The organism is Flavobacterium faecale, assembly GCF_048320115.1.
In the GTDB taxonomy this organism is placed as follows: Bacteria; Bacteroidota; Bacteroidia; order Flavobacteriales; family Flavobacteriaceae; genus Flavobacterium; species Flavobacterium faecale_A.
Genome location: NZ_CP182943.1, coordinates 899,270 through 914,718 on the forward strand (window position 1 = coordinate 899,270; position 15,449 = coordinate 914,718).

Below are 15,449 nucleotides of genomic sequence, written 5' to 3' on the forward strand. Positions count from 1 at the left end.
ATACACTACTTTTGAACTATTGACGTTATACACGCTATGTGGAGAAAGATTCTTTTTTTTACCCTATTGATTTCATTTTCTTGGACTTACGCACAAGAGAATCAATCTTTGTATAAAACTAAGAAAGTCCTCGTTACTAAAGACACAATAGTCATCGAAACCATTAGCATCAATTCTTCCTATTTCCGATTGACAAATAACAAAAGTCAATTAATTGATAGTTCTCAATATTTGGTTGATTTTGAAAGAGGAATTCTCCTTCTTAAGGAAGATTTTTTGGATTCTAAACAGGACTCCATCAGCATTCAGTATTTAAACTACCCTGATTTTTTAACCAAAAAATATCAAATTTATGATCCAAGCAGTGTGGTAGAAAATGACATCTCTAACCAACCCCTGTACAAAATAGGCAGCAAATCCAATAATAAAAACGCTCCTTTTGACGGATTAAACACCTCCGGAAGCATTACTAGAGGCGTAACCATAGGCAGCAATCAAAATGCGGTTTTAAATTCCAATTTAGACCTTCAAATCACAGGAAAGATATCTGACAGAGTAAGCCTTAGAGCCTCATTACAAGACAGCAACATTCCTATACAAAATGGAGGCTACTCCCAAAAACTAGATCAGTTTGACAACATATTCATGGAGCTATTTAGCGACAAATGGAACATTCGGGCGGGAGACATTTTCCTAGAAAACCATCAATCGCAATTTCTTACTTTCAATAAAAAGGTACAAGGATTGGCCGCTCATTTTGACTTTGGAACAGATGAGAATAAAACCAATGTTTTTGCATCTGCTGCTTTGGTTCGAGGACAATATGCCAAAAGCAATTTTAATGGTATCGAAGGCAATCAAGGACCTTATAAATTGAAAGGACAAAGTGGAGAATTGTATGTGCTAGTCATTTCGGGATCAGAGCGTGTGTATGTCAACGGTCGCCAACTAAAAAGAGGTGAAAACAATGATTACACTATTGACTATAATGCTGGAGAAATTACATTCACGCCTCTATTTACGATTACTTCTGAAATGAGAATCGCCATAGAATACCAATATACAGATCGAAACTACACAAGATTTGTTACTTACGCAGGTGCTTCACACGAAAATAAAAAATGGAGTCTTGCTGGTTATTTGTATTCTGAAAATGATGTAAAAAACCAACCGGTTCAACAAAGTCTTTCTAAGGAACAAGTCCAGATTTTAGCAACTGCTGGTGATGACCCTTTATTAATGACAGCTCCCTCTGCCTATTCTGATACTTATTCTGAAAACAAAATTTTGTACGCTCTAAGAACCGCTAATAATATTACTTACTATGAATACTCAAACAATCCTGATGAAGAACTCTTCAATGTTCGTTTCAGTTTAGTTGGAAACAATAATGGAAATTATATTTTACAAAACAGTTCCGGTATCTCCAAAATCTACAGCTTTGTAGCACCTATTAATAATATCCCACAAGGAAATTACGAACCAGTCATTCAACTTGTCCCTCCTACCAAAGTACAGGTAGCAACTTTTTTAGGCAAATACAATCCATCTGAGAAGACAGCCATTGATTTTGAAATAGGAATGAGCAACAATGATAAAAATCTATTCTCTACTCTTGATGACACCAACAACCAAGGTTTGAGTGGAAAAATCAATACCAAACAACGTTTGTATTCTAACAAATGGAATATTGATGCCTTTGGAAAATACCAATTCATCCAAAAAGAGTTTAGCTCTGTAGAACGAGTTTATACCATCGAGTTTGATAGAGATTGGAATATTGAAACCGCTTTGTTTGGAGACCAGAGTCTTTTAACCTCTGGAATGAATTTTACTTTGAATCCCAAAAACAATAGTGAGAACAACGCCACTTTTACCTATCAATTTGAAAAGCTAGATTTTTCAGGGAACTTTTCTGGAAACAGACATCTTTTGAATGGTATGCTACAAATGAAAAATTGGACTTTTAACACCTATGGAAGTTATCTTAACAGTGATGCCACTGCAAATAAATCAACTTTTATCCGAAATCAATCACAGCTGCGTTATCATTTTGGTAAAAACTGGGCAGGCGTGAGTAACCGTCTAGAAGACAATCAATCCAAAAACAAAGTCACCAATGCATTTGCCACTTTAAGCCAACGATTTAATGAATACGGTTTTTTAATAGGGCGAGGTGACAGCACCAAGGTTTTTGTTGAACTAGGCCTTCTAAAAAGAAGTAATGACAGTATTCAAAATGCTATTTTACAAAGAGTCAACCATTCCAATTCATACTTTTTGAAATCAAAATTAATTCAAACCAACACCAGTGATTTGACCGTTTATGCAAATTACAGAGTACTCAACTACGATAACTCAACCAAAAGAAAAGAATCTACCTTAAACTCCAGAGTCGTTTTTAACGACCGCTTTTTTAATCAATTGATTCAAACGACCTCAGCGTATGAAACTAACTCAGGCTCACTACCACAACAAGAATACACTTTCTTAGAAGTAGAAGCCGGACAAGGTATTTATATGTGGAATGATTATAACAATAACGGCATTCAAGAACTACAAGAATTTGAAATCGCTCCTTTCCTAGACCAAGCAAAATACATTCAGGTCTTTTTGCCCAATTTGGTTTATGTAAAAACGCATCAAACAAAGTTTTCACAATCCTTAATTTTCAATCCAATGCAATGGCAAAACAAAACAGGGTTTCAAAAATTAGCCTCTTATTTTTACAACCAAACCAATTTTCTAATCAATAGAAAAACAAAAAATAACGGCGATAATTTCGAACTAAATCCATTTAACAATTCGACTGAAAATGTTTTAGGATTGACGTCCAGTTTCAGAAATAGTTTGTTTTACAATCGTGGCAAACAAGACCATTCTGTAACCTATACCTATCTAGACAACAAAGCTAAAAACCTGCTCTCGAACGGAACCCAAGAGACCACTAACAGTTCCCATCAATTGCAATACAATCACCTGTACCGCAAGAGTTGGCTCTTTGGGCTGTTCACTAAAACAATCGCCACAACTGTAAATTCAGAAAATTATCCCCTTAAGAATTATATCGTTCAGGGCTATCAACTGGCGCCTAAAATCAGTTATATCTTTTCCAAAAACACCAGTTGGGAACTTTTTTATGAGTTGCAAAACAAAAAAAATCAAATTGGAGAATTAGAAACCCTAGTACAAAATAGGTTTGGAACCGCAATTTCCTATTCAGGTGCAAAAAACATTACTTTAAACGGTGAAGTTTCTTTTTATCAAAACAATTACGACGGCAACGAATTTTCTTCTGTAGGTTTCCAAATGTTGGAAGGCTTACAAACAGGTCAAAATATTGTTTGGAAATTACTATTGCAAAAAAACATCACCCAATTTCTAGACATCAACTTCAATTACTTGGGCAGGAAAAGTGAGACTAGTAAAACCATCCACACGGGCAATATACAATTGAGGGCTTATTTTTAATATTCTAAATAAAAATGGAGCGTCACTTGTAGTAACACTCCATTTTACCCACAATCAATAAAAACTTAACTTATTTCATTGAAACAATTACAAATTCACTACGTCTATTAGCTTGATGCTCTTCTTCGGTACATTCTACACCGTCAGCACATCTATTTACTAATTGAGATTCGCCATACCCTTTAGCTGTCAAACGAGATTTATCAATTCCGTTTTGAATTAACCAATTTTTGGTTGACTCGGCTCGATTTTCAGATAATTTCTTGTTATAAGCATCAGTTTGACGACTATCTGTATGCGATCTGATATCAATTTTTATTGTTGGATTTTGCATCATAACATCTAAAATCTTGGACAATTCCAAAGCAGCATCCGTACGAATATCAGACTTATTCAAATCAAAATAAATAATTTTAATTCCAAAGGCTTTGGCCAAATCATCACCGACTGTTACTTTCTTAAGTGTTTTTTCAATTGAAATAGGCACCACTGTTTTTCCTGTATTGTCAGCAGTTGAAACTGTGATTTCATCTGTATTGTATTCGGTCTTTTCCGTTTTAATATAATATTTAGTATCACAATCTACTTCGCCAAAATCAAATTTACCCTCCTGATTACTAGAAACTGTTTTTAATACTTTGAAGCTGCTATCGTGTAAACTTACCTTTGCACCTGCAACAACTTCCTTAGTTTCAAGATCAGTAACCGTACCATTCATAGACTGTTCGCATGGGTACTCAATAGGTTTCAATTCTTTAATTTTATAAATATCATCACCTCCAGCTCCTCCGTCTCTATTGGAAGTTACATAACCCATTTTTGTCTTAAAATCAATTACCAATCCAAAATCATCTTTGGAACTATTCAACGGTTCTCCAACATTCAATACCTCTTTAAAACTACCATCTTGCTTTGCTTTGACTACAAAAACATCTAATCCACCTAAACCTGGATGACCATCAGAGGCAAAATACAATTCGTTTTTTTCAGTTACGAAGGGAAATGTTTCCCTTCCTTCAGTATTGATACTGTTTCCTAAGTTTTCAGGAGTCCCAAAGCTTCCATCTTCATTAATTGCAACTTTGAAAATATCAGACTGCCCTAAAGTACCTGGCATATCAGAAGCAAAGTACAGGGTCTTTTCATCATTACTCAATGCTGGATGTGCTGCGCTGTAATTATCACTATTAAAAGGTAATGCTGTAATATTCTTCCATTTATCTCCGTCTAATTCTGCTTTGTAAATTTTTAATAGAGTGGTCTCTTTTTCATCTTTACCTCTCTTTCCATCAACATAATTATTTCGGGTAAAATAAACGGTTTTACCATCTTTTGTAAATACAGGAGTTGATTCGTGAAACTTACTATTTAATTTCCTAGAAAGTTGTTTTGCTAACCCAAGAGAACCATCTGCGTTGACACTTGATTCATACAAATTAGTAAAACCTTCCCCTGTCCAAGGGTCCATACGCTTTACAAAACCACTAGTATCTCTAGCTGTTGCAAAAACAATTTTATCGTTATAATAGGCTGTTCCGTAGTCAGAATATTGCGAATTAACACCTGCATCAGCGATTTCGTATCTACCAGAATTTTTCTTAATTACAGCTAAATAATCTTTTTGGCTTAGGGCTAATTTCGCTCTATTATCATTCCCGTTTTCTTTATTAAATCTCACCATCATTTCATCAGCCTTAGCATATTCTTTAATTGATTTTAAAGATTGTGCAAAACGGTAATAACATTCAGGAGTTACTACTGGATTGGTAGCAAAAAACTCTTTATAGTACTTAGCTGCATTTTCTAAATCTCCATTAAAATAATAAGCATTGGCTAATTTTAAAAGCATGTCTTGAGATTTATAACCTTTTTCATACATGCGCTCGTATGTTTTTATAGCATCAATATAGGCATATCGATTATAATCTTTATCAGCTTTATCATCTTTGTTTTGTGCTGAAAGTTGCAATACTAAGCAACTGAACAATATGATTAAAATATAATTCTTTTTCATAAGCTTTTTCTTTAGAAGAATCTAGGAGTTATTACTTTCTTTTGAATTTTAAACAATTCAAATCTTAAAAATATTTCGTGAGATCCCGAATTATAATTGGCCAATTTAGTAGTTTCAAAATCATAGCTATACCCAATAAACAAACCGTTACTCACTTGAAAACCTGCCATAGCAGTCGCAGCAGCATCCCATCGCCATGCCAATCCTAGGGTCACTTTTTCTTGCAACAAAACATTCGCAGAAACATCCACTTGTAAGGGTGCTCCAGAAACCATTTTGGTTAAAAAAGCAGGTTTTAATTTCAAATTCGGATTCAAATCAAATACATACCCTCCAATTAAATAATAATGCAAACGTTCTACAATAGCATCTGAAATATTGTCATCAAAATGTTTCACACTAAAGAAATTAGGAACCGAAAGACCCACATACATTTTATCTGAATGAAGGTAAACTCCTGCTCCAACATTTGGAGAAAAAACATTATCTATATTGTTTTGAAACTTTGGATCATTTAAATTATACCGATCCAATTTTGTATAATCCACGTTTAACAAATCGGCCGTTGCTTTAATCCCAAATGATAAATCAAAAGTCTCTGAAGTAGGAATCGTATAGGACACATCAGCTGAAATACTGCTCTGGTCTGAGGCTCCAATTTTATCATTAACAAATGACAATCCAACTCCAACTCTTGAATTTTGAATAGGTGAATGAATTGAGACCGCATTAGTAACTGGAGCTCCGTCTAAACCTACCCACTGTGTTCTGTGTAAACCAAAAATACTTGTAACACCTCGACTTCCAGCATATGCAGGGTTAATGGTTAACGTGTTGTACATATAATGTGTGTACTGCGAATCTTGTTGCGCAAAACCAGACACCATTACTAACAACAGAAGAATTATTATTGAATTTGCTTTCATACTATTTTTTTTAAATTATTCTAATAGAATCTTTTTTTAAATCAACTCCTTTTTTACTCATTGATTAACTGTAGGTAGCCTGATTTATTAAATCCATTATTATTCTTATCTACATATTTAATAGCGTAAAAATAGGTTCCACTTGGCAATCCATTTGACTGACCTATCGTCACCCTTCCATCTGATTTTCCACGGAATGCTTTTGTGTCATTATCATAACCCTTGACTTCAAAAACTTTAACACCCCATCTGTCAAATATTTGAACTTTGTTATCTGGATAACAGTCTATACCTTCAATTCTGAAATAATCATTTAATCCATCTCCATCTGGTGAAACTGCATTAAATACTTTAAGGTCACATCCCACAACACCTATAACTGTTGGGTCATCTTCAAATGGACTTGTATCATCGGACAAGTCTTGAACAATTACTCCCAAGGGACTTGTACCAAATACTTTTGATTGGTTCATGGAAAATCCTTTAATAATATCATTTTGAGTAATATAATACACACTTGTGAACGAAGTATTATCAGTTGCTCCAACAGGAAGGTCTATAACTCCTTCACCAATACCGTGGTCTAATACTGTATCTTCAACCCATACATTAGTAAGCGGTACATTTCCTAAATTCATGACCGTATATGTATATCTAATTGTTTCACCTATTTGAGCCTGACCATCACCGTTAGTGTCTTCAAACACACCTGTCATCATTAAAGCAATTCTTGGTGATTGAGGTATTGCTGTTATTGTACAAGTTGGACAACTAATATCTATTGGGAAAGCACTATTAATAGTTGGATCTATAGAAGTATTCGTAATTGGATCACCATTTGGTGCTTTCGCATCAACATGAGCCAAATTATATACAAAGCCTTTATTAATATCTTCTTGAGTAATAAAGTACTCTGCTTTAAATGTCGTACTATTTGAAATACCAACTCCTAAAGATGGAATCATTGTTCCTTGAACGGCAGCTTTAGCATCAGTTACCATCACATCATTAACTATTGTATTTCCAGTATTTTTCACTTCAAAAACATACAGTACTTTATCTCCAATACTTGCTTTACCATCGGCGTTTGTATCTTCATAAACCCCGTCTTTAGTTAACACAATAGAAGGTGATTGCACTAATTTTGTAATTGTAGGATCGTCAGTAGAAACTGTAGTCCCCGAAATATCACTTACATCATTCCCTTCAGAATTTTTTCCAACTGCTAAAGCTGAATTTACCACTTCACCAGCATTAATATCTAATTGTTTAATTGGATAGGTTCCTGTAACAGAATTATTAGTCTGACCAGGGGCAAGAATAGCTATTTCGTTAATTGGAAGAATCAAGCCAGTTAAAGGATCTGTTATTTTGATATCTTTAATAGTTGTATTTCCAGTATTAGTAACCGAAAAAGTATACACAATATTTTGTCCTACCGCTATATTAGCTGGAGCTATTACTGTCTTGACTAATGCAATACTTGAATTTTGTGGCAAAGTCGTTTCTGTACTATCATCATTATCAACCGCCGTTCCCGAAATATCTTGAACATCATTACCCTGTGGGTCTTTTCCTTTGGCAATTGCTGTATTAGTTACTTTTCCTGAATCGATATCCTCTTGAGTAATTGTGTATTCCTGAGTTGCTACACCTACACCTAATGGAGCTAGATTACTTGGTACAATAGCTAAAGAAGCTGTTCCCAATTTAGCATCATTAACAACGATATTACTAACGGTTACATTTCCTGTATTGGTAACGGTGAAAGTATACGTAATTTTATCACCTACTTTTGCTTTAGTAGCATCACCATTGAAAACTCCTGTTTTAACAAAAGCTATAGCTCCTGATTGTGGTATATTAGTTATGGTACTATCATCATTATCAACCGCTGTTCCTGAAGTATCTTGAACATCATTACCCTGTGGATCTTGTCCTTTGGCAATTGCCGTATTGGTTACTTCTCCTGAATCGATATCCTCTTGAGTAATTGTGTATTCTTGAGTTGCTATACCTACACCTAATGGAGCTAAAGTACTTGGTACAATAGCTAAAGAAGCGGTTCCCAATTTAGCATCATTAACAATGATATTACTAACGGTTACATTTCCTGTATTGGTAACGGTGAAAGTATACGTAATTTTATCACCTACTTTTGCTTTAGTAGGGTCTCCATTGTAAACTGCCGTTTTAACAAAGGCTAAACTACCCACAGTTGGCAAATTAGTTTCTGTACTATTATCATTGTCAACTGCTGTCCCAGAAATATCTTGAACATCATTACCCTGTGGATCTTGTCCTAAAGCAATAGCTGTATTGGTTACTTTTCGAGCATCAATATCTGCTTGAGTAATGGTGTAATCTTGAGTTACTACACCCACTCCTAATGGACTCAAACTGTTTGGAACCAATGGTAAATTCGTTACTCCTAATTTTGCATCATTAATAACAATATTGTTAACTGTTAAGTTTCCTGTATTTGTTACCGTGAAAGTATAGGTGATTTTATCTCCCGCTTTTGCTTTTGTAGGATCTCCATTGTAAACTGCTGTTTTTACAAAAACTATTTTCCCCGCTGTAGGCAAATCCGTTACTGTGCTATCATCATTATTGATGGCAGTTCCTGAAGTATCTTGAACATTATTTCCGTCTGGATCTTGTCCTAATGCAATAGCTGTATTGGTTACTTTTCCAGCATCAATATCTGCCTGAGTAATGGTATAATCTTGAGTTGCAATACCCACTTCTAATGGGCTCAAACTGTTTGGAACCAATGGTAAATTTGTTACTCCTAATTTGGTGTCATTAATAAGAAGATTATTTACTGTTACGTTGCCTGTATTGGTTACAGTAAAGGTATAGGTAATTTTATCTCCCGCTTTTGCTTTAGTAGGATCTCCATTGTAAACTCCCGTTTTAACAAAAACTATTTTTCCATCAGTTGGCAAATCGGTAACTGTACTAACATCGTTGTTAACCGTTGTTCCCGAAATATCTTGTACATCATTTCCACTAGGATCTTGACCTTTGGCAATAGCTGAATTGGTTACTTTTCCTGAATCGATATCCCCTTGAGTAACTGTGTATTCCTGAGTTGCTACACCTACACCTAATGGAGTTAGAGTACTTGGAACCAAAGGCAAATTAACAACTCCTAATTTAGGATCATTAATCACTATATTATTTACTGTTAGATTTCCAATATTTGTCACCGTAAAAGTATAGGTGATTTTATCACCCACTTTTGCTTTTGTAGGATCTCCATTGTAAACTGCCGTTTTAACAAAGGCTAAACCACCTACTGTTGGCAAATTAGTTACGGTACTATCATCATTATCAATTGCTGTTCCAGAAGTATCTTGAACATCATTACCCTGTGGGTCTTGTCCTAAAGCAATAGCTGTATTGGTTACTTGTCCTGTATCAATATCTACCTGAGTAATGGTGTAATCTTGAGTTACTACACCCACTCCTAATGGACTCAAACTGTTTGGAACCAATGGTAAATTCGTTACTCCTAATTTCGCATCATTAATAACAATATTGTTTACTGTTAGATTTCCAGTATTTGTCACTGTAAAGGTATAGGTGATTTTATCTCCCGCTTTTGCTTTTGTAGGATCTCCATTGTAAACTGCCGTTTTAACAAAGGCTAAACCACCTACTGTTGGCAAATTAGTTTCCGTACTATTATCATTATCAATTGCTGTCCCGGAAATATCTTGAACATCATTACCCTGTGGATCTTGTCCTAATGCAATAGCTGTATTGGTTACTTTTCCAGCATCAATATCTGCTTGAGTAATGGTGTAATCTTGAGTTACTACACCCACTCCTAATGGACTCAAACTGTTTGGAACCAATGGTAAATTCGTTACTCCTAATTTCGCATCATTAATAACAATATTGTTTACTGTTAGATTTCCAGTATTTGTTACCGTGAAAGTATAGGTGATTTTATCTCCCGCTTTTGCTTTTGTAGGATCTCCATTGTAAACTGCCGTTTTAACAAAGGCTAAACCACCTACTGTTGGCAAATTAGTTTCCGTACTATTATCATTATCAATTGCTGTCCCGGAAATATCTTGAACATCATTACCCTGTGGGTCTTGTCCTAAAGCAATAGCTGTATTGGTTACTTGTCCTGTATCAATATCTGCCTGAGTAATGGTGTAATCTTGAGTTACTACACCCACTCTTAATGGACTCAAACTGCTTGGAACCAATGGTAAATTCGTTACTCCTAATTTCGCATCATTAATAACAATATTGTTAACAGTTAAATTTCCAGTATTTGTTACCGTGAAAGTATAGGTGATTTTATCTCCCGCTTTTGCTTTTGTAGGATCTCCATTGTAAACTGCCGTTTTAACAAAGGCTAAACCACCTACTGTTGGCAAATTAGTTTCCGTACTATTATCATTATCAATTGCTGTCCCGGAAATATCTTGAACATCATTACCACTTGGATCTTGCCCTAATGCAATAGCTGTATTGGTTACTTTTCCAGCATCAATATCTGCTTGAGTAATGGTGTAATCTTGAGTTACTACACCCACTCCTAATGGACTCAAACTGTTTGGAACCAATGGTAAATTCGTTACTCCTAATTTCGCATCATTAATAACAATATTGTTAACGGTTAAGTTTCCAGTATTTGTTACCCTGAAAGTATAGGTGATTTTATCTCCCGCTTTTGCTTTTGTAGGATCTCCATTGTAAACTGCCGTTTTAACAAAGGCTAAACCACCTACTGTTGGCAAATTAGTTTCCGTACTATTATCATTATCAATTGCTGTCCCGGAAATATCTTGAACATCATTACCCTGTGGGTCTTGTCCTAAAGCAATAGCTGTATTGGTTACTTGTCCTGTATCAATATCTGCCTGAGTAATGGTGTAATCTTGAGTTACTACACCCACTCTTAATGGACTCAAACTGCTTGGAACCAATGGTAAATTCGTTACTCCTAATTTCGCATCATTAATAACAATATTGTTAACAGTTAAATTTCCAGTATTTGTTACCGTGAAAGTATAGGTGATTTTATCTCCCGCTTTTGCTTTTGTAGGATCTCCATTGTAAACTGCCGTTTTAACAAAGGCTAAACCACCTACTGTTGGCAAATTAGTTTCCGTACTATTATCATTATCAATTGCTGTCCCGGAAATATCTTGAACATCATTACCACTTGGATCTTGCCCTAATGCAATAGCTGTATTGGTTACTTTTCCAGCATCAATATCTGCTTGAGTAATGGTGTAATCTTGAGTTACTACACCCACTCCTAATGGACTCAAACTGTTTGGAACCAATGGTAAATTCGTTACTCCTAATTTCGCATCATTAATAACAATATTGTTAACGGTTAAGTTTCCAGTATTTGTTACCCTGAAAGTATAGGTGATTTTATCTCCCGCTTTTGCTTTTGTAGGATCTCCATTGTAAACTGCCGTTTTAACAAAGGCTAAACTACCTACTGTTGGCAAATTAGTTATGGTGCTATCATCATTAGCAATAGTAGTTCCTGAAATATCTTGTACATTATTACCATCAGGATCTTTTCCTAATGCAATAGCCGAATTAGTTACTTGTCCTGTATCAATATCTGCCTGAGTAATGGTATAATCTTGAGTAGCAACACCAACTCCTAGAGGGTTCAAACTAGTTGGAACTAATGGTAAATCAGTAATTCCTAGTTTAGTATCATTGATTAGAAGATTGTCCACCGTTACATTTCCTGTATTGGTTACAGTAAAAGTGTACGTAATCTTATCTCCTACCTTAGCTTTTGTCGGATCTCCATTATACACTCCTGTTTTTACAAAAACAATTTTTCCCGCTGTAGGCAAATCAGTAACGGTACTATCGTCGGTATTAATTGAAGTACCTGAAATATCTTGAACCTCATTTCCTTTTGGATCTAGACCTTTGGCAATAGCACTATTGGTTACTTTTCCTGAGTCGATATCTCCTTGAGTAACAACATAATTTTGTATAACTACTCCAACTCCATTTGGAGCCAAAGTACTAGGCACTATCGCTAAATCAGTCACTCCTAATTTGGTATCATTAACCACAACATTATCAATGGTAACGTTTCCTGTATTTGTCACTGTAAAGGTATAGGTAATGATATCTCCCGCAACTGCTTTTGTAGGATCACCATTGTAAATACCCGACTTTACAAATCCTAATTTAGGTGTTTGATCTAATGGAGTTGCAGTACAAGTAGCACATGTTGGGTTTACGGGACAAGGTGCACAAGGTGTAGGATCAGTAGAGGTTGCAGTAACCGTTGTTCCAAAAGGAGTATCTCCTGTTACTGTAGCCAAATTATAAACTACACCAGCATCCACATCTGCCTGAGTAATTGTATAAGTTCCTGTATAAGCTGTTGTATTATTCTCACCAGCTGTCAATGTAGGTATTGGACTTCCTATAACTGTGGCATTATCGTCTGTTAGAGTCACATTTGTTAAAGTCTCAAATCCAGTATTTTTTATATCAAAAGTATAATTAATTTGATCCCCTGGATTTACAATACCATCTAAATTAGTATCTACATAATTACCATCTTTAGCTACTGTGATTGCGGATGAATTACATTGTAAACTACCACTGCCTCCATCATCACTATTAGAGGTGTTTACAAATGCTCCGTATACATTAATGGTATTTATTACACTCGCAATAGAGCTTACTGTCAGTTTTATTTCATCAAAAGGTAAACTAGCACTTAACCCAACATTATAACCCCCTGGGCCAGAACCCAAAATAGTACCGCCAAGCAATCCTAAATCTATTAAACTTCCTCCCGATTTAGCTTCTTGCAAAACGCCGTTATTATAGGTAGAAATAGTTAGAGACTGGAATAAATTTAATTGCAACAGGGTGTTATTATCAAAAATCTTAAACCCAGCAAATGTGCCTTTTGGATAAGTAAACAATTGATCCTTTACCGATACTGAACCAGAAGCTAAAACTCCTGCCGTCAAACTTATTTGAGCAAAATCTGTGGTGCTTGCCGTCAAAAGATTATCCGTATCATTTACAGCACAAGCTACACAAGCTACTCCATCAACTCCTGTGTTGTCACCATTTACAACTACTGGAAAAGCAGGATTAGTCCAATCATATGTTTTATTACATTCTACAACTGGATCACACAATTTTTGAAATACGGCATTAAAGACCTTAACAGTTCCTAAATTTACTGATGCCAAATTTTCAAATGTAATTTGAACTTCATCAAAAGCTAATGTGGATGTAAAACCAATTGTTTGTTTACTTGTGCCTACTAACAAATCCGTTCCAACAGAAACCAAAGCACCATTCCCTGATTTTGTTTCTTGCTGAACACCATTAAGATAAGTAGTTATTCGAATAGCATCAAAAGCATTTACATTTAACAAAGAAGGATTCTCAATGCTATAACCTGCAAATGTACCCGCAGGATAATCAGTAATTTGATCCTTTACTGATAAGCTACCACTGGTTCCAACACCAACTGATAAATTGACTGCTGCAAAATTTGCTGGATCCGTATCTATTAAATTATCTTGATTTGTGATACTACACAAAACACAAGCTATTCCATCAATTCCAGTATTTTCACCATTTACATATACAGGATATGTTGGTGTAGCTAAAGCGGTTTTTGTATTACAAACTAAATCAGGACCCGCACAAAATTTTTGAAAAACAGCACCATAAACTCTAGTAGTTCCTAAATTAAGACCTAAGGTTTGATTAACCGTTAATTTCACTTCATCAAATGATTTGGTAGTTACAAAACCCAACTTGTAACGACCCGTTGAATTTATGACAGAACCATTAACTAACAAATTACTTCCTGAAAACTGTTCTTGATAAATTCCATTTCGATAAGTAGATACAACCACATTCCCAATCGCAGACAAACTCACCAAATTCGTGTTTTCTATCTCAAAACCAGCATAAGTTCCTACTGGATAATCCGTAATTTGATCCTTGATCGCTATACTTCCAGAAGCTAATACTCCAACTGTTAAATTAATAGTTGCATAATCTGTTGTACTCGAACTAATCGCATTTTCTGTATTTGCTATACTTCCTACTGAAACTCCTGAAAGACCCGTATTCGCCTGATCAATTATTACAGGATAGCTTGGCAAACTCATTGCTGTACTGGTATTACAATCCAAAGGTATTCCAGCACAGTACTCTCTTATCACTGCATGAAAAATATTGGTTGTAGTGGCAACCCCAACAATAGATTGGATTTCAATGCTAATTTTATTAAAAGGTAAAGTTGTATTACCTCCTAATATATAATTGCCACCATCTAAAAGAGACAATAAGCCAGAACTTGTAAAAGTATTTGCTAATGTGTTCCCGTTATAGGTTTTAACAGTTATACCACCAAGTAAATCTAATAACTTTGAACTTTGAACTTTAAATCCAGCAAAACTACCCGCTTGATAAACTGTGTTATTATCTGTTACTGTAAATGTTTGTGTATTAAATGCACTGAGGAGACCTACTTGAGCTGTGGCAAAGTTTGACGTGTTATTATCAACTAGATTTTCGGGATTGGTAGTAGAACAACCTATACAGATAAGTGCTGAATTACTAGCAGTAGCTGTTAAATCATCAAAATTAGGGCCTGTGAGAGGAATAGGGATTTCAGAATTACATTGTCCATACGAATTAAAAGACAATAAAAGAATACTTAAAAATGTCAACAACTTACTAATTCTACTTCTTAGCCTAATTGTTTCAACACAATTTTTAATCGATAAAACAGGGTAATTTTTTCTCATAATCCAAATCTTTAATTTCAATCTTCAACCAATGTATCAGTGTTCCCATTCCTTTTAAATACTTAATAGTACCATCAACTTTAGAACATTAAACAAAAATAATTTATCAATCAGCTTTATACCGTTTAAAACTATAAACAAAAACCTACATTGTATTGAAAATAAACTGATGTATTGATAGAAAATAGTCAACCTACAAATGGACATATTCTTACAAATTAATCAGGATTA

Annotated in this window: 4 protein-coding genes; 1 reads left to right on the plus strand and 3 read right to left on the minus strand. The window is 34.9% G+C overall.

Annotation, left to right across the window (positions count from 1 at the left end):
• Positions 1-36: 36 nt before the first annotated feature.
• Positions 37-3,471, plus strand: a complete 3,435-nt coding sequence (locus ACNH59_RS03845) for a hypothetical protein (protein ID WP_418264113.1) — start codon at positions 37-39, stop codon at positions 3,469-3,471.
• Between the two features lie 70 nt (positions 3,472-3,541).
• Here ACNH59_RS03845 and ACNH59_RS03850 read toward each other — a convergent pair whose 3' ends face one another.
• Genes ACNH59_RS03850 through ACNH59_RS03860 form a run of 3 tightly spaced genes read right to left on the minus strand, consistent with a single transcriptional unit; the run spans position 3,542 to position 15,218 of the window.
• Positions 3,542-5,485: an OmpA family protein gene (locus tag ACNH59_RS03850; protein WP_418264114.1), complete on the minus strand. Its 1,944-nt coding sequence runs from the start codon at positions 5,483-5,485 to the stop codon at positions 3,542-3,544.
• 11 nt (positions 5,486-5,496) lie between these two features.
• The gene (locus ACNH59_RS03855) at positions 5,497-6,411 is read right to left on the minus strand and encodes a type IX secretion system membrane protein PorP/SprF (RefSeq protein WP_418264115.1); all 915 of its coding nucleotides are present in this window, start codon (positions 6,409-6,411) and stop codon (positions 5,497-5,499) included.
• A 53-nt stretch (positions 6,412-6,464) separates the two neighbouring features.
• Positions 6,465-15,218, minus strand: coding sequence for a DUF7507 domain-containing protein (locus ACNH59_RS03860; protein ID WP_418264116.1), 8,754 nt, complete (start codon positions 15,216-15,218; stop codon positions 6,465-6,467).
• Between the last annotated feature and the right edge of the window lie 231 nt (positions 15,219-15,449).